The following is a 15,769-nucleotide window of genomic DNA, read 5'->3' as shown; positions in this document are numbered from 1 at the left end:
GCGGCCTATGGGAAAAACCAGCGACGAAGACGAACGCATCTTCTTTCCCGAAAGACCGATAAAATCGCTCGCGAAAGCCAAGTCGGTCGAAAAGCCGCATTATCTCGGTCATCGCGACCGCTTGCGCCAACGGTTCGCGGCCGCGGGTTCCGACGCCCTCCCCGACTACGAATTGCTGGAGCTCTTGCTCTTCCGCCTGATCCCCCGCTCCGACACCAAGCCCGTCGCCAAGGCGCTGCTGGCGCGTTTCGGCACGCTTGCCGAGGTGCTTGGCGCGCCTGTCGCGCGACTTGAAGAGGTCAGGGGTATCGGCCCGGCAGTGGCGCTCGATCTGAAGATCGTTGCCGCGGCCGCCCAACGCGCGGCACGTAGCGAGATCAAAGGCCGCGAGGTCTTGTCCTCCTGGACGCAGGTTCTCGGATACTGCCGGTCGGTAATGGCCTTCGAGGAGCGCGAGCAGTTCCGTATCCTGTTTCTCGACAAGAAAAACGCGCTGATCGCCGACGAGGTGCAGCAGGTCGGCACCGTCGACCACACGCCGGTCTATCCGCGCGAAGTGGTCAAACGCGCGCTCGAACTCTCCGCCACGGCGATCATCTTGGCGCACAATCATCCGTCAGGGGATCCGACGCCGTCGCGCGCCGACATCGAGATGACCAAGATGGTCATCGAGACGGCCAAACCGCTCGGCATTGCCGTCCACGATCACATCATCATCGGCAAGAAGGGTCATGCCAGCATGAAGGGCCTGCTGCTGATCTGACGCCCGATCCGAGCATGCATCGGCTTCTTGTCGAAAGCGTACGGTCTCGTGTCAAGAAATACCTCCAGGCAGAGAGGGGCGCGCAGCGAGAGCACGGCTACCAACCGCCATCGCGAGCGCGACGACAATCAGAACCGCCGCGACTGCGAACGTGATCCGCATGCCGGCGGCAACGGCCTCGGGGCGCGCCGTTGCGATGTCGATCGTCACTGAGGCGAATGCGAACACGGCGCCCATGGCGGATGCACCGGTGATGAGCCCGAGATTGCGCGACAAATTGAGCAAGCCGGAAATGACGCCCCGCTGGTCCGGGCGGATATCCGACATGACGGCGGTGTTGTTGGCCGTTTGGAACAGCGCATAGCCTGATGTGACGATTGCGATCGGAGCGATGTAGCCAGGGATGCCTGATATTGTCGGCATCATGGATAGAGTGAGGCAACCGGCCGCTATCGCGATGAGCCCAATGATGGTCATGCGCCCAGCGCCAAAACGGTCCGCTATGCGACCAGCTGGCACGCCGGTCAGCGCGGCGACAAGCGGACCGACCGACATGACGACGCCAACAAGAGCCGCGTCGAGCCCGAGCGCACGAGACAGATAGAACGGCCCGACCACCAGTGTCGCCATCATCACCGTCGCGACGAGTGCGCTCGTGGCGAGGCTCGTACTCAGCGTCGCATTGCGGAATGCGGCCAATCGGATCAAAGGTGATGCCACCCTCGCCTCCACAAGCACAAAGAAGCCGGCTCCGAAAACGGCTGCGACCAACAGAGCCATGTTGAGCGGACCAAAACTGCCACGCCCGAACGTCATCGCGAGCGCATAGGCGCCAAGCGCCAAGGCAAGCAGCAGCGTGCCCACAACGTCGAAGCCGGCCCGATCCGTCTTCGATCCCCGGCGATCAGCCGGCAGGTAGCGATAGGCGAGAACAAGGGCCAGCAAACCCAATGGCACGTTGACAAGGAAGATCGCCCGCCAGCCGGATCCGGCAATCAGAAGGCCCCCGAGCGACGGACCGAGAGCGGTGCCGATCGCCGACATCGTTCCGAGCAGCCCCATAGCGCTGCCGGTCCTTGCCTTCGGAACCGTATCACCGACGAAAGCCATGGTGAGGGCCATCATGATGGCCGCCCCCAAGCCCTGCGCCGCCCGCGCGGCGATCAGCAGCCAGAGCGTCGGCGCGACACCACATAGGACCGACGCCGTCGTGAACAGGAACAGTCCGGCCAGCAACAGCCGCCGGCGACCGATGAGGTCACCGAGCCGTCCAACGCTGACGATCAGGGTGGTCACGGCGAGGAGATAAGCCAGCACGATCCACTGGACTTCCTGGAACGAGGCGTCGAACGCCTGCGCCAAGGTCGGCAAGGCAACATTGGCGATGCTGATGCCGAGTGAGGACAGCAACATTGACAGCGAAAGGCCGGCAAGCGCCCACCGAACCGAAGGTGCTCGTTCCATATTTCCGGCGACTGCCCGTCCTGCATCGATTGGCTTCAATATGAACTCCGTTTTCTGGCGGCTCCGGAAACGGAGCTGGCAGACACGTAGTCCTTTGCTTGACATGGCTGAAGACGCATCGTTTGCACTTGATCATTGCGTTTGACGCTATGTCAGATCGTGCCAACCATGCTACGATCCATCTATGCCGCATCCCGATCTCAATCTGCTCGTCACCCTCGATGTGCTGCTGACGGAAGGCAGTGTGGCACGCGCCGCCAAGAGGCTGCGGCTTAGCCCGTCGGCGATGAGCCGGGCGCTGGCGCGATTGCGTGAGACGATCGGCGATCCGCTGTTGGTCAGGGCCGGACGCAGCCTTGTTCCCACACCCCGGGCCCTCGAGCTCCGCGAGCGCGTCGGTCAGCTTGTGGAGGACGCCGAAGCCGTTCTGCGTCCTGTTGAGATGCTCGACCTGAAACGGCTTGTGCGAACCTTCACACTCAGAAACCAGGACGGCTTTGTTGAGAATTTCGGACCTGATCTCATTGCGCGCGTCGGCGAACAAGCACCGGGCGTGCGGCTGCGTTTCGTACTGAAGCCGGACAAGGACAGCACGCCCCTGCGCGACGGCAGCGCAGACCTGGAAACCGGCGTCGTCGGAAAGGTGACGGGGCCAGAGGTGCGCGCGCAAGCGCTGTTCCGTGATCGTTTCGTCGGCGTCGTGCGGATGGGGCATCCCTTACGCGAGTTGACGATCACCCCTGCCCGTTATGCGGCCGGCCGGCACATCCTCCTCTCCCGTCGCGGGCTCGACAGGGGACCGATCGACCACGCGCTTGAGCCGCTAGGATTGAAACGAGAGATCGTGACGGTCGTCGGCGGTTTTTCGGAAGCTCTGGCTCTGGCGCGCGCCTCGGACCTGATCGCCAGCGTTCCCGAACGATATACGGGGAACCTGCGCGACGGAATGTACTGTTTCCCTCTCCCGGTTCCCCTGCCGGAAATCACGGTTTCACTTTTGTGGCACCCGCGGCTCGATGCCGATCCGGCGCACCGCTGGCTGCGCGGGTGCGTTCGAGACGTTTGCGCCGGAATAACTCACTGGGTTTCTTAGTGGGTTGAGGCGAGCGCTGCTGATCCCGATCACGGCAACTCGGTGTTGCAGGTGCCGGCGATCTGGCCGACCGCCTCGCTGAACCCGGCTAGGTCGAAATCGGCCTCGCCTCGCCCCGACAGCAGCCCGAACCGCCAGGACAGTTGGAGCCGGTCTGCGGAAACCAATCGCCTGATCCCGTCGGCACCATCCCGAACCAGCCTCCTCCCCCGCGCGCCGACCGACCAGCTTTCGTTGACCTTGCTGGCCTTGTCGACGGTCACCGACACGGTGATGGTCCGGCTGGCGGAGACGGCATCGTTCAACTGCAGCCATTCGCTCCAGCGCGGTTCGCCATTCGCCCGACAGGCAATGGTCAGGATCGGGCTGTAGCTTAAGGTGCCGCCGCCCGTGATGAGCTTGTTGGTAGCATGGAGCGAGGCAGTGACCAGGCCATCGCTGCCGGTGTCGAACCGCCAATTGTCAAGGACGCTGTCGGCCTGGGCGATACCGCAGACCGAGGCGAAGAGGACCGCCGTGGCGACCGCGCCTCCGATGCCGACGAATAATTTCAACGATCCCTCCAACGAACCTGCACTTTGCAACTCGGCGCAGATAATGATCAAAACATCGTATCGCCAGCCGCCAACCGCTGCTTGGGCGCGAATCTGTCGCTTATCGCATCGGTCCGAGAATCGGGATCGATGCTCGGACGCACGATTCGTAGACAGTGAAAATTCGTTCAGAGTTTCTGCGTCCAAGTGGACGCACGTCGCTTTAAGGCGACTATGAAAAAGGATGCATTGGGGGCGGTCTTTCATAATTCGGCGCAATGCCGTGTTGTTCGGCGCCTTGGCAGCTTTTTCTTCGCTGCAGCCTTCTTCTTCTTCTTGGGTTCTTCCGCATCATCGCCATTGCGTTTTCGGCTGACCGGAAGACCGCACTAGAATTTCGACGGGAAATCGAGCTATGATGCATTTGGCATTTCCCGGGGCGGCTTCGCGCCCTTGGAATGCCGGGAGGAAACGGGATATGGCCGTCGCGCTTGTACTCGTTTTGGTAGTTGTGGGCTCAGTGTTGTTTCACTTCCTGAGCCCATGGTGGTGGACGCCGATTGCCTCTAACTGGGACTATATCGACAACACCATCATCATCACCTTCTGGATCACCGGCGTCGTCTTCGCCGCCGTCGTCCTATTCATGGCCTATTGCGTCTTCCGCTTCCGTCATCGGGAAGGGAACCAGGCGGCATACGAACCCGAGAACAAGCGGCTCGAATGGTGGCTGACGATCGTCACCGCAATCGGGGTCACGGCCATGCTGGTTCCCGGCCTGTTCGTCTGGAACCAGTTCGTCAGCGTCCCAAGCGACGCAACAGTGGTCGAAGTCGTCGGCCAGCAATGGCAATGGAGTTTCCGCCTGCCCGGCAAGGACGGCAAGCTCGGCACATCCGACACCCGCAACGTCAGCCCTGAAAATCCCCTGGGCGTGAACGCCAGTGATGCCAACGGCCAGGACGATGTCGTCGTCGAAGCCGCCGATCTGCATCTGCCGGTCGGCAAGCCGGTCAAGATGCTGCTCCGCTCGATTGACGTGCTGCATGATTTCTATGTCCCTGAATTCCGCGCCAAGATGGACATGATCCCGGGCTCGGTCACCTATTTCTGGTTCACCCCGACCAAGACCGGAACCTTCCAGGTCCTGTGCGCCGAACTTTGCGGCCAGGGGCACCCGTTGATGAATGGCGTGGTCATGGTCGACACGCAGGAAGATTATCTGGCGTGGCTCGGCGAACAGCAGACTTTCGCGCAATTGTCGGCCCCCCAGCAGGTGGGCTCGGCAGAGTAGACGCCGGGAAGACGGCGACGTGGGTTGAAATTGCGGTAGGGCTCGAAACTGTCGAGCCTGGTCGAAAAGGGCACGGAGTGTTCTTATGGTCGATATCACACCTGCAGATGCGGTACCGCCGGCCGAAGTCGCGGAGATGGAACTTTACCATCCGCACAGCTGGTGGACGAAATACGTCTTTTCGCAGGATGCCAAGGTCATCGCCATCCAGTATTCGGCGACGGCCACGGCAATCGGCCTGGTGGCGCTGGTGCTGTCCTGGTTGATGCGGCTGCAGCTCGGCTTCCCCGGCACGTTCGACTTCATCAGCCCCGAAGCCTACTACCAGTTCATCACCATGCACGGCATGATCATGGTGATCTATCTGCTCACGGCACTGTTCCTGGGCGGCTTCGGCAACTACCTGATCCCGCTGATGGTCGGCGCGCGCGACATGGTCTTTCCCTATGTCAACATGCTTAGCTACTGGATCTACCTGCTCGCCGTGCTGGTTTTGGCGTCGAGCTTCTTTGCGCCCGGCGGACCGACCGGCGCCGGCTGGACGCTCTACCCGCCGCAGGCGATCATGACCGGCACGCCAGGCGGCCAGGACTGGGGCATCATCCTGATGCTCGTCTCGCTGATCCTGTTCATCATCGGCTTCACCATGGGCGGCTTGAACTACGTCGTGACGGTGCTGCAGGCCCGCACACGCGGCATGACGCTGATGCGCCTGCCGCTGACCGTCTGGGGTATCTTCACCGCCACTGTCATGGCGCTGCTCGCCTTCCCGGCGCTGTTTGTCGCCTGCGTGATGATGCTGTTCGACCGTGCGCTCGGCACCAGCTTCTTCATGCCGGCCATCGTCGAGATGGGCGAGCAATTGCAGCACGGCGGCGGCAGCCCGATCCTTTTCCAGCATCTGTTCTGGTTCTTCGGCCATCCCGAGGTCTACATCGTGGCGCTGCCGGCCTTCGGCATCGTGTCCGATCTGATCAGCACCCATGCGCGCAAGAACATTTTCGGCTACCGGATGATGGTCTGGGCCATCGTCGGCATCGGTGCGCTGAGCTTCGTGGTCTGGGCGCACCACATGTATGTCAGCGGCATGCATCCCTATTTCGGCTTCTTCTTTGCCACCACGACTTTGATCATTGCCGTCCCGACCGCGATCAAGGTCTACAACTGGGTGCTGACGCTGTGGCGCGGCGACATCCACCTCACCGTCCCGATGCTTTTTGCCTTGGCCTTCATCGTCACCTTCGTCAATGGCGGGCTGACCGGACTGTTTCTCGGCAACGTCGTCGTCGACGTTCCGCTGTCGGACACGATGTTCGTCGTTGCCCATTTCCACATGGTCATGGGCGTCGCTCCGATTCTGGTGATCTTCGGGGCGATCTATCACTGGTACCCGAAGGTCACCGGCCGGATGCTGAACGAGGCGATGGGCCAGTTCCATTTCTGGGTCACCTTCCTCGGTGCCTATCTGATTTTCTTTCCCATGCACTACATCGGCCTGATGGGCGTGCCGCGCCGCTACCACGAACTGACCGCCACGACGGTGATGACCGAATCGGCCCACGATCTGAACGCGTTCATCAGCATCATGGCGTTCCTCGTCGGCTTTGCCCAAATCGTGTTCCTGTTCAATCTGATCTGGAGCATTCGCCACGGCCGCGAGGCCGGCGGCAATCCATGGCGCGCCACGACACTCGAATGGCAAACGCCGGAAACACCGCCCGCCCATGGCAATTTCGGCAAGGAACTGCCGATCGTCTATCGCTGGGCCTATGACTACAGCGTGCCGGGCGCCAAGGAGGATTTTATCCCGCAAAACATGCCGGGCTCCTTCGAATCCTCCAGGGAGCCGGCATGAGCGTCATTCTGGTCTTCCTCCTCGTGATCGCCGGCTTTGCCGGATGGTGGCTTTCCCACCAGCGGCTGATGGCCAAGCCATGGCTCGAGCAAGGTGTCATCGGTGATATTATCGGCCAGGAAGGATCGGCGTTGCCGACCGCCAAGATCGGCCTCGGCGTCTTCCTCGCCGTCGTCGGCTGCCTGTTTGCACTCTTCACCAGCGCTTATTTCATGCGCATGGCGCTGTCGGACTGGCAGGCGCTGCCGTTGCCGCGCGTGCTCTGGTTCAACACCGGCGTGCTGGTCCTGAGCAGCATCGCGCTGCAGTGCGCCTCGGTCGCTGCGCGCCGGGGCCAAATCGACACGGTCAGGCTCGGCCTCATCACGGCCGGGCTCACCGCGCTTGCCTTCCTGATCGGACAGCTTGTGGCATGGCGGGAACTGACCGCCGACGGCTACTTGCTGACCGCCAATCCGGCCAATAGTTTTTTCTACCTGATAACCGGGATGCATGGCCTGCACATCCTGGGAGGGCTGGTGGGTCTGAGCCGAACAACTGCCGGCGCCTGGAACGGAGCACGGCCGGAGCGGCTTCGCCTCAGCGTCGAATTGTGCGCCATGTACTGGCATTTCCTGCTTTTCGTCTGGCTCGCCATTTTCGCGCTTCTGGCCGGCTGGGCCGCGACTTTCATCGAGATTTGCCGACAGTTGCTGACCTAGGAGGGCCGGACGGATGGCAAACACGACACTGACGCATACTGGCCAAGCACAGCCGCGGCCGGCGGGCTTGCAAGGCATCGCCGCCGACTGGTCTTCGGATCAGCGCGCGTTCAAAAACGTGTCCTGGGGCAAGGCCATGATGTGGATCTTCCTGCTCAGCGACACCTTCATCTTCGGCTGCTTTCTGCTCTCCTACATGACCGCGCGCATGTCTACCCGAGTGCCGTGGCCCAATCCGAGCGAGGTCTTTGCCCTTCACATTGGCGGCTCGAATATTCCACTGATCCTTATCGCCATCATGACCTTCGTGCTGATCTCGAGCAGCGGAACGATGGCCATGGCGGTGAATTTCGGCTATCGCCACGACCGCCGCAAGACTGCGATCCTCATGCTTTTGACCGCAGCGCTGGGCGCGACCTTCGTCGGCATGCAGGCCTTCGAATGGACCAAGCTGATCACCGAAGGGGTACGGCCCTGGGGCAATCCGTGGGGTGCGGCGCAGTTCGGATCATCCTTCTTCATGATCACCGGCTTTCACGGCACCCATGTGACGTTCGGGGTGATCTTCCTGATCATCGTGGCGCGAAAGGTCTGGCGCGGCGATTACGACACGGGACGGCCTGGTTTCTTCACCAGCCGCAAGGGTCGCTACGAGCACGTCGAGATCATGGGGCTCTACTGGCATTTCGTCGACCTGGTCTGGGTATTCATTTTCGCATTCTTCTATCTTTGGTGAGAAGCAGCATCTTTGAGAGGCAGATATGGCTGAGGTAACCGCAAACGGCCTGGCGCAACACACGCTTCACGGAGCTCAAGCGCATGATCCGGCGGCAATCGGCACCGCCCCCGCGGAAGTTCATCAGGAGCACCCGATCAAGCTCTATCTGGTGGTCTGGGCATGGCTGTTCATCCTCAGCGCCTGCTCCTATCTGGTCGATTATGTCGGCCTCCAGGGCTATCTCAGATGGTCGCTGATCCTGATCTTCATGATGCTCAAGGCCGGGCTGATCGTCGCGGTCTTCATGCACATGGCCTGGGAACGGCTGGCGCTGACATATGCGATCATATTGCCGCCGATATTGGTGCTGGTGTTCGTGGCAATGATGGTCTTCGAATCGGATTACACGCTTCTCACCCGGACGGTGTTTTTTGGGGCCGAGCCCTGACGCGCATCCGGGTACAGGGCTTCGGCAGCATGTCCACCAAGAGCCGGAGATGCCATTTGCGGCCCGCTCTGCGTTGCCTTGAAACAATCGATAGCTGGCCCATTTTTGTTGGTAGGGAAACGACGGAAGCAAAATGATTGCCCTCGTCTCCACATGCGTCGCGAACTCCAGCGAGGGAGGCTCAAGATGACGATCGCAAACAGACTGAAGGACTTTATCGACGAGAAAGGAATTTCCTACGACACCGTCGAGCACCACCGCACCTCGACAAGCAGGCAGTCCGCAATAGCGGCGCATGTGCCCGGCAGCATAATGGCCAAATCGGTGGTCGTTCACCACGACGGTGGCTATGCGCTGGCCGTGGTGCCCAGCACGCACAGGATCGAGCTCGGCACGTTGCAGGACGTCATGGACCAGCGCATCGGACTCGCCTCCGAAGATGAGGTGGTTTCGCTCTTCGAGGATTGCGACACCGGCGCCATCCCGCCGATCGGCGCGGCCTACGATGTGCCGGTGATCCTCGATGAAAGCCTAGGCAATGCCGCTGACATCTATTTCGAGGGCGGTGACCACAGGACGCTCGTGCATGTCAGCGGCAAGGATTTCCGCAACCTGACCAGCGATGCACAACAAGCCCGCTTTAGCTACCCGGCTTACTGAAGGCTCAGCCCTTGCCGTACCGGCGCCCTCGCCGGTGCGGCAAGGCAGGATTTTTTCAGCTCGCCGGTTTGGTGGAAGCCGGCGATTCCACAACTTTGCGATAGACGTGCCAGGTGGCGTGACCGAGGATCGGCAGCACGACCGCCAACCCGGCAAACACCGGCAGCGAGCCTATGATCAGGGCGACGGCGACGATCAGGCCCCACACTGCCATCACGATCGGGTTCGCCAGGACCACGCGCACCGAGGTGTGGATGGCTTCATAGGCGCCGACGTCGCGGTCGAGCAACAACGGAAACGCGACGACCGTGGTGCACAATACGACCGCGGCGAAGACGAAGCCGATGGCGTGGCCCAGGATAATCAGCGTCCAGCCGCGTCCGGTGGCGAATATTTCACTGATGAAGCTGGAGAGCGATTCCGGCGGGGCCGGGCCGAACACCTGCTGGTAAAATATCTGCGCGGTCAAAAGCCAGGCGATGAAGATCGCAAGCAGCATGATCCCGACCGCCGCGATGGCCGGCAGCGCCGGAGAATTCCTGACCTCGAAAGCGTGGCCCCAGGAGGCGTCGAGTCCGGCTTCCCGCCTGCGGCTGATCTCATACAGCCCGATCGCCGCGAATGGACCGATCAGCGCAAAACCTGACACCAGGGGAAACAACAGCGGCAACGCATTGTTGCCCGACGTCCAGACAGCGAGCACGACGCCGACAAGCGGATAGATCAGGCAGAGGAAAACGATATGCGACGGTTTGACCATAAAATCGTCGACCCCTCGCTTGAGCGCGTCGAAAAGGTCGGAAACGCCGATCTTTCGAATTCTGGTGTGCTCCAGCGTCTCGCTGGCGCCTGCAATCACGTGAAAACTTGCCATGACCATTCCTCCAGACCAGGTCCGGTAAGGTCGCGATTCCACGGTGCTGCCGTTCAGCGTAACTGGCCACGCAAAACCGCGACCTGCACCATGGTCAACATACGCTCTTGCATGGGATTTGTCGCCGTTCTTTGTCTAAGGGGACGGCTCCGGTGATCCGGCTAGCTCTAATGGCCTTTCTTCGATATTCTCCAAGCCGGGTTGAAGGGTGAAGGTCATGGATGGAAAGACCGTTCTCATGCTCGGCCTTGGCGTAGTTATTCTGCTGTTGCTGGGGTTCTGCGCAGTGCCAACGTGAGGTTTGAGCAGGTTCGGGGGCGGACCTCGTTCAGCAATCGCCGATTGGCCGTCTCAACCCGGCAAGCAATCCAAGAATCCGGATTCGATGCAACCACGAGGCAGGTCAATTTCCGGCTGACATGACGATACGCATTGCAATGGTATCGGCAAGCAGCACGGCAAAGATCGCGAAAAGATAGAAAATCGAATAGGCAAACAGCGCCTTTGCGCGTTTCATCTCCCACCCTTCAAGCCACCTTTTGTCGATCAGAAGCTTCCAGGCATGCCAGATGAAACCCGCGCCCAATGCGGCCGAAGCGAGTCCGTACAATCCGCTCGCGAATCCAAAAGCCCAAGGGAGCACGCCGATTGGTGCCAGGATCAGTGAATAGGCGAAGATTTGTTTTCTGGTCGAAGCCTGGCCGGCCACGTTCGGCATCATGGGAATGCCGGCGGCAGCATAGTCGCCGATCTTGAACAGCGCTAGCGCCCAGAAATGCGGCGGCGTCCAGAGGAAAATGATCAGAAACAGGATGAGACTTTCAGCCCCGACGGCGCCGGTGGCCGCCGCCCATCCGATCACCGGAGGAAGGGCACCCGCGGCGCCGCCTATGACAATATTCTGCGGCGTCGAGCGTTTCAGCCACATCGTGTAGATGACGACGTAGAAGAAGATGGTGAAGGCCAGCAGCGATGCGGCAAGCCACCCCACCAGCACGCCGAGCGTCATGACCGAAAGCACGGAAAGCACCAGGCCAAAGCCGAGAGCTTCGCCTGGCATGACCCGGCCTGACGGGACCGGCCGCTTTGATGTGCGCGACATCAGCGCATCAATATCGGCATCGTACCACATGTTGAGTGCCCCGGCCGCTCCCGCTCCAACCGCAATTGCACCAATTGCAATCACGGCGATGACCGGATTTATCGCCCCAGGCGCCACCATCAGCCCGACGAAAGCGGTAAAAACAGCAAGCGCCATGACGCGTGGTTTCAGAAGCGCGAAGAAATCGCTGACTGTCGCTTCCGAGATGCGGATACCAGTATCCTTGAGGCCGCTTTCCCGAGCCGACATTTCAGGTGACCACCGATTGGGGCAGGCAATCTGGCCGGCCCATCGGCCGGCTGAAGAACCGGGTCATTTGGAGAATTGCTTCAGGTAGGCGATGACGTTGGCAAGGTCCTCGTCCTTCTTGAGGCCGGCAAACGCCATCTTCGTACCTTTGATCTTAGCCTTGGGATCGCGAAGATAGTCTGTCAGCGTGGCGTCGTCCCATTTGACGCCGGATGCACCCGCCTCGGTCATGGGTTTGGAATACTTGAACCCCGGATGCGTGCCGGCCGTCCGGCCGATAACACCATTCAACGACGGACCGATCTTGTTCGTGTCCTTGTCCACGACGTGGCAGGCCTTGCATTTGGCGAAGACCTTCTCACCCGCGGCGGCATCCTGTGCCTGAGATTGGCTCGTGATAAACGTCGCAACGGATACGGTAGCGAAAAACGCGATTGCACGCATGGCATTTCCTCCCCGATCGCCAAATCTGCCTTGGACGATCTGCGCGCGCAGACTTTCGCCGGCATGCGCCCCTTGCACGAACAGAGCGGAATATCCGCGTCCCCCGCATGGAATTGCGGCATCTACATACCACAGAATCTGGCCGGCAGATAGAAGAAGTCGACCAGCCAGATTGCCCCCGAAGCGGCTCGAGCGGCGTCGGGGCGCGGTCGGAACGCATACCGCGTAAAGGCGTTAGACCAGCTACGGTTAAGCATCTGGAAGATCAAAGATTAGAGAAGCGTCCATGAACGACGGGAGCGTCCTGGAGGTGCGCCACGGCACCCTCACGATCGATGGCGACACGGTCTTTTACAGAGAGGCAGGCCCTGAAGCCGCGCCGGTGTTGCTGCTTCCGCATGGTTATCCCTGCTCATCCTTCCAATATCGCCGGCTGATGCCGGCGCTCGCCGATCGGTGGCGGACGGTTGCGCCAGACTTCCCCGGCTTTGGCTATAGTGGAACTCCCGATCCGGCACGGTTCGGTTATGATTTTGACGCTTACGCCACTTTTCTGGAGCGGTTCACCGACGCGCTGGGGCTCGGCAGCTACGCGCTGTGGCTGCACGACTACGGCTCACAGATCGGCCTGCGGCACGCCATAGCGCATCCATCGCGGATCAGGGCCCTCATCATCCAGAATGGCGACATCTACGCGGATGCTCTTGGCCCCAAATACGAAACGATCCGACGTTTCTGGCGGGATCCTTCACCAGCGAACCGCGCGCCGCTCGAAAAGGCGGTGAGCGAGGACGGCTTTCGCGCCGAGTTCGTAGGCGAAGTCGATGACGACGTCGCTCGACGCGTCCCGGCCGATCTGTGGAAATTGCATTGGCCGCTGATGGATACGCCTGTGCGCCGTGCGCTTTCAGTCGGACTGATGGAGAAGCTCAAGGCTAATCTCGACTGGTTCCCTCGTTACCAGGGATACCTGCGCGAGCAGCGGCCGCCGGCATTGATCCTTTGGGGACCGAAGGACGAATACATGCCTGAGCCGGCAGCGCGCGCCTATCTGCGCGATCTCCCCGAGGCCGAGCTGCATTTGCTGAACGACGCCGGACACTGGCTGCTGGAGACCCATTTCGAGGTCGCCCTGCCGCTGGTGCGGCGGTTCCTCGGCGAGGTCCTGCATTAACCGCCCGCACAGAGGAGCACTTCATGACCGACAACGCCACAATTGCCCGGATCTGGCGGGGAAGGACACGCCGTGATCTGGCAGACGCCTACGAGCTCTATTTACGCCGCGAAGGCATTCCGCCGCTTCAGGAGAAGGCACTTGGCTTGCAATTGTTTCGCGAAGATCGCGAAGAAGAAACGGAGTTCGTGACCATCTCGTACTGGCCAGACGTCGAAGCCATGGCGAGCTTCACCGGCGGCGACCCGCACAAGATCCACCACCTGCCGCGTGACGAAGAGTTTCTCATTGAACTGCCCAGGCGAGTGACCGTGATGCGGATCCTCGTCAGTCAATTGCCTCGCGACTAGGGCGGCGGCCTTACGACGTCGGCAGCAACGAAAAAGGCCCGCCTCGTGGGCGGCCTTTCACAATTCGCAGAATGCCGTGTTATTCCGCGTCTTTGGCGGCTTTCTTCTTCGGCGCGGCTTTTTTCTTGGGCTCTTCCGTATCGTCGGCCTGCTTGGCGTCGGCCTTCTTCGCGGCGGCTTTCTTCGCCGGCTTCGCGTTGGCCGTCTCGGTGTCCTCGTCGTCGGCCATCAACTCTTCCTTGCTGACCTTAACGTCGGTGACGGAGATCTGGCCGAGGAGATGATCGACCACCTTCTCCTCGAACATCGGCGCGCGCAGCGTGTTCAGCGCTTCGGGGTTGCTGCGGTAGAATTCGAAGGCTTCCTGCTGCTGGTTGGCCGGATAGCGGCGCACCTGCTCGAACAGGCCACGCTGCAATTCGTCGTCCGACACCGTCACGCCCGCCTTCTCGCCGATTTCGGCGAGAACCAGGCCGAGACGCACGCGGCGCTCGGCAAGCCGCATATATTCGGCGCGCGCCTCTTCCTCCGTCGTCTCCTCGTCGGCGAAGGTGCGGCCGGCGGTTTCCAGATCGCGGTTGACCTGGTTCCAGATGTTGTTGAACTCGGCCTCGACGAGCTTCGACGGTGCCTCGAACGAGTAGGCGGCATCGAGCTGGTCCAGCAGCTGGCGCTTGATCTTCTGGCGCGTCATCGAACCGAACTGGTTCTCGATCTGGCCGCGCACCACTTCACGCAGGCGCTCCAGCGACTCCAGGCCGAGATTCTTGGCCATTTCGTCGTTGATTTCCAACGCACCGGGCTTGGAGACTTCCTTGACTGTGACGTCGAAGGTCGCTTCCTTGCCGGCCAGATGCGCCGCCTGGTAGTTTTCCGGGAACGTGACCGTGACCTGCGTCTCGTCACCGGCCTTGCTGCCGATGAGCTGATCCTCGAAGCCGGGAATGAATTCCTTGGAGCCGAGCACCAGCGGCTGGTCCGTGCCGGCGCCGCCGCTGAAGGCTTCGCCGTCGATCTTGCCGACATAGTCGATCGTCACGCGGTCGCCTTCGGCGGCCTTGCCGGCCTTCGGCTCATAGGTGCGCGCCGATTCGGCGACACGCTGGACCTGCTCGTCGATTTCCGAATCCGGCACGTCGAACACCTGACGCGTCACCTTGATGTCGGAGAAATCCTTGATCTCGATCCGCGGAATGATCTCGTAGTTCAGGCGGAACTCGAAGTCTGCGCCGCCGGCCAGGATCTTCTCGGCCTCCTTCTCGTCCTCGGTCATGATCACTTCGGGCTGCATGGCGGCCTTTTCGCCGCGCCCGGTAATGATCGAACGGGTCGAATCGTTGAGGATCTCGTTGACCACCTCGGCCATGAACGACTTGCCGTAGACCTTACGCAGGTGCTGCACCGGCACCTTGCCGGGGCGGAAGCCGTTGATACGGACCTTGTTCCTGGCATCGGAAAGCCGCGCCATCAGCTTGGCTTCCATGTCACCCGCCGGCACGGTGATCTTGATCTCGCGCTTGAGACCGGAGTTGAGCGTTTCGGTGACCTGCATCATAGAACCTTTGTTTCCACCAATGAGGCAGCCAAACGGCTCCTGCCGTTTACAGCCTGCCGGTATTATCTTGCCGGGAATGGCTTTTGGTGCGGGACTTGGCGATCTGTCCGCCCAACGCGGCTCAAATCCTTCAGAAATACGCTCCAAAATGTGAATAAGTCTTTGTTTTTCCTACTTCTTATCACATTCTGCAGAAGCGGATCGTCGCATCCCGTCACATTCGACACGCCTTTTGTCACAGGCGAGGCTAATTTTCAACCATCTTCGCATCTACAGCGCCGCGGGTCGTCTTGGACGCGCGCAAAGGACGCTGTAGGACTTTCATTTTGGCGCGCGATCCTTTCCGAAAATCGATTTTCGATTTTCGGGATCATGCGCCGGCGAACGGCCCCTATTTTGACGGCGACATTGACAGAATGATGGCTCAGCACAGCGATCCTGACGCAGAGAAGCCCGCCACGTTGCGAGTGGCGGGCCGGCCGCGAGGCCAGG

The 15,769-nt window shown here is 60.9% G+C and carries 16 protein-coding genes; 10 read left to right on the top strand and 6 right to left on the bottom strand.

Features of this window, described 5'->3' with window-relative positions; genetic code table 11:
- Positions 1–7: 7 nt before the first annotated feature.
- On the top strand, positions 8–763 hold the full coding sequence (gene radC / locus A9K68_RS16890) for a DNA repair protein RadC (RefSeq protein WP_065007790.1): 756 nt from the start codon (positions 8–10) through the stop codon (positions 761–763).
- A gap of 51 nt (positions 764–814) precedes the next feature.
- Here radC and A9K68_RS16885 read toward each other — a convergent pair whose 3' ends face one another.
- Positions 815–2,227, bottom strand: a complete 1,413-nt coding sequence (locus A9K68_RS16885; protein WP_065007789.1) for an MFS transporter — start codon at positions 2,225–2,227, stop codon at positions 815–817.
- A 184-nt stretch (positions 2,228–2,411) separates the two neighbouring features.
- Between A9K68_RS16885 and A9K68_RS16880 the strand changes: the two genes are divergently transcribed.
- Positions 2,412–3,320 carry a LysR family transcriptional regulator gene (locus A9K68_RS16880; RefSeq protein ID WP_065007788.1) on the top strand — a complete coding sequence of 303 codons (909 nt, stop codon included), beginning with the start codon at positions 2,412–2,414 and terminating at the stop codon, positions 3,318–3,320.
- 29 nt (positions 3,321–3,349) lie between these two features.
- On the opposite strand, the gene A9K68_RS16875 is transcribed toward A9K68_RS16880, so the two are convergent.
- Entirely contained in the window at positions 3,350–3,874 is a 525-nt protein-coding gene (locus tag A9K68_RS16875) for a hypothetical protein (RefSeq protein WP_065007815.1), read from the bottom strand.
- A gap of 457 nt (positions 3,875–4,331) precedes the next feature.
- Here A9K68_RS16875 and coxB point away from each other — a divergent pair, with 457 nt between their 5' ends.
- From coxB to A9K68_RS16845, 6 genes are all read left to right on the top strand, one after another.
- Complete coding sequence (gene coxB, locus A9K68_RS16870; RefSeq protein ID WP_065007787.1) at positions 4,332–5,147, top strand: cytochrome c oxidase subunit II; 816 nt, start codon at positions 4,332–4,334, stop codon at positions 5,145–5,147.
- 85 nt (positions 5,148–5,232) lie between these two features.
- The gene (gene ctaD, locus A9K68_RS16865) at positions 5,233–7,002 is read left to right on the top strand and encodes a cytochrome c oxidase subunit I (protein WP_065007786.1); all 1,770 of its coding nucleotides are present in this window, start codon (positions 5,233–5,235) and stop codon (positions 7,000–7,002) included.
- Positions 6,999–7,703: a cytochrome c oxidase subunit 3 gene (locus A9K68_RS16860; protein WP_065007785.1), complete on the top strand. Its 705-nt coding sequence runs from the start codon at positions 6,999–7,001 to the stop codon at positions 7,701–7,703. Before ctaD ends, A9K68_RS16860 begins: the two co-directional genes overlap by 4 nt.
- A 13-nt stretch (positions 7,704–7,716) precedes the next feature.
- Positions 7,717–8,439 carry a heme-copper oxidase subunit III family protein gene (locus A9K68_RS16855; protein ID WP_065007784.1) on the top strand — a complete coding sequence of 241 codons (723 nt, stop codon included), beginning with the start codon at positions 7,717–7,719 and terminating at the stop codon, positions 8,437–8,439.
- A gap of 25 nt (positions 8,440–8,464) precedes the next feature.
- The gene (locus A9K68_RS16850; RefSeq protein ID WP_065007783.1) at positions 8,465–8,869 is read left to right on the top strand and encodes a cytochrome C oxidase subunit IV family protein; all 405 of its coding nucleotides are present in this window, start codon (positions 8,465–8,467) and stop codon (positions 8,867–8,869) included.
- A gap of 186 nt (positions 8,870–9,055) precedes the next feature.
- Positions 9,056–9,529, top strand: a complete 474-nt coding sequence (locus A9K68_RS16845; protein ID WP_065007814.1) for an aminoacyl-tRNA deacylase — start codon at positions 9,056–9,058, stop codon at positions 9,527–9,529.
- Between the two features lie 55 nt (positions 9,530–9,584).
- On the opposite strand, the gene A9K68_RS16840 is transcribed toward A9K68_RS16845, so the two are convergent.
- The 3 genes from A9K68_RS16840 to A9K68_RS16830 form a co-directional block, all read right to left on the bottom strand.
- On the bottom strand, positions 9,585–10,403 hold the full coding sequence (locus A9K68_RS16840; protein ID WP_065007813.1) for a DUF2189 domain-containing protein: 819 nt from the start codon (positions 10,401–10,403) through the stop codon (positions 9,585–9,587).
- Between the two features lie 403 nt (positions 10,404–10,806).
- On the bottom strand, positions 10,807–11,754 hold the full coding sequence (locus tag A9K68_RS16835) for a heme o synthase (RefSeq protein ID WP_065007782.1): 948 nt from the start codon (positions 11,752–11,754) through the stop codon (positions 10,807–10,809).
- Positions 11,755–11,817: 63 nt separating this feature from the next.
- Positions 11,818–12,198: a cytochrome c family protein gene (locus A9K68_RS16830; RefSeq protein ID WP_065007812.1), complete on the bottom strand. Its 381-nt coding sequence runs from the start codon at positions 12,196–12,198 to the stop codon at positions 11,818–11,820.
- A gap of 286 nt (positions 12,199–12,484) precedes the next feature.
- Between A9K68_RS16830 and A9K68_RS16825 the strand changes: the two genes are divergently transcribed.
- Together A9K68_RS16825 and A9K68_RS16820 are read left to right on the top strand one after the other, a co-directional pair.
- Positions 12,485–13,372 (top strand): alpha/beta hydrolase, encoded by an 888-nt coding sequence (locus A9K68_RS16825; protein ID WP_065007781.1) that lies wholly within the window; start codon positions 12,485–12,487, stop codon positions 13,370–13,372.
- Positions 13,373–13,395: 23 nt separating this feature from the next.
- On the top strand, positions 13,396–13,722 hold the full coding sequence (locus A9K68_RS16820) for a hypothetical protein (protein ID WP_065007780.1): 327 nt from the start codon (positions 13,396–13,398) through the stop codon (positions 13,720–13,722).
- 79 nt (positions 13,723–13,801) lie between these two features.
- Here the strand turns inward: A9K68_RS16820 and tig are convergent, their stop codons facing one another.
- Positions 13,802–15,274 carry a trigger factor gene (tig, locus tag A9K68_RS16815; RefSeq protein ID WP_065007811.1) on the bottom strand — a complete coding sequence of 491 codons (1,473 nt, stop codon included), beginning with the start codon at positions 15,272–15,274 and terminating at the stop codon, positions 13,802–13,804.
- Positions 15,275–15,769: the final 495 nt, after the last annotated feature.

This window comes from Mesorhizobium sp. AA22, from assembly GCF_001672375.2.
In the GTDB taxonomy this organism is placed as follows: Bacteria; Pseudomonadota; Alphaproteobacteria; order Rhizobiales; family Rhizobiaceae; genus Mesorhizobium; species Mesorhizobium wenxiniae.
This window is presented reverse-complemented; position numbering and strand designations above follow the sequence as displayed.

Bases quoted from the DNA above. Each gene is read 5' to 3' on its own strand.
- radC (WP_065007790.1), top strand. From the start codon at position 8: ATGGGAAAAACCAGCGACGAAGACGAACGCATCTTCTTTCCCGAAAGA.
- A9K68_RS16885 (WP_065007789.1), bottom strand. From the start codon at position 2,227: ATGGAACGAGCACCTTCGGTTCGGTGGGCGCTTGCCGGCCTTTCGCTG.
- A9K68_RS16880 (WP_065007788.1), top strand. From the start codon at position 2,412: ATGCCGCATCCCGATCTCAATCTGCTCGTCACCCTCGATGTGCTGCTG.
- coxB (WP_065007787.1), top strand. From the start codon at position 4,332: ATGGCCGTCGCGCTTGTACTCGTTTTGGTAGTTGTGGGCTCAGTGTTG.
- ctaD (WP_065007786.1), top strand. From the start codon at position 5,233: ATGGTCGATATCACACCTGCAGATGCGGTACCGCCGGCCGAAGTCGCG.
- A9K68_RS16860 (WP_065007785.1), top strand. From the start codon at position 6,999: ATGAGCGTCATTCTGGTCTTCCTCCTCGTGATCGCCGGCTTTGCCGGA.
- A9K68_RS16855 (WP_065007784.1), top strand. From the start codon at position 7,717: ATGGCAAACACGACACTGACGCATACTGGCCAAGCACAGCCGCGGCCG.
- A9K68_RS16850 (WP_065007783.1), top strand. From the start codon at position 8,465: ATGGCTGAGGTAACCGCAAACGGCCTGGCGCAACACACGCTTCACGGA.
- A9K68_RS16845 (WP_065007814.1), top strand. From the start codon at position 9,056: ATGACGATCGCAAACAGACTGAAGGACTTTATCGACGAGAAAGGAATT.
- A9K68_RS16840 (WP_065007813.1), bottom strand. From the start codon at position 10,403: ATGGCAAGTTTTCACGTGATTGCAGGCGCCAGCGAGACGCTGGAGCAC.
- A9K68_RS16835 (WP_065007782.1), bottom strand. From the start codon at position 11,754: ATGTCGGCTCGGGAAAGCGGCCTCAAGGATACTGGTATCCGCATCTCG.
- A9K68_RS16830 (WP_065007812.1), bottom strand. From the start codon at position 12,198: ATGCGTGCAATCGCGTTTTTCGCTACCGTATCCGTTGCGACGTTTATC.
- A9K68_RS16825 (WP_065007781.1), top strand. From the start codon at position 12,485: ATGAACGACGGGAGCGTCCTGGAGGTGCGCCACGGCACCCTCACGATC.
- A9K68_RS16820 (WP_065007780.1), top strand. From the start codon at position 13,396: ATGACCGACAACGCCACAATTGCCCGGATCTGGCGGGGAAGGACACGC.
- tig (WP_065007811.1), bottom strand. From the start codon at position 15,274: ATGCAGGTCACCGAAACGCTCAACTCCGGTCTCAAGCGCGAGATCAAG.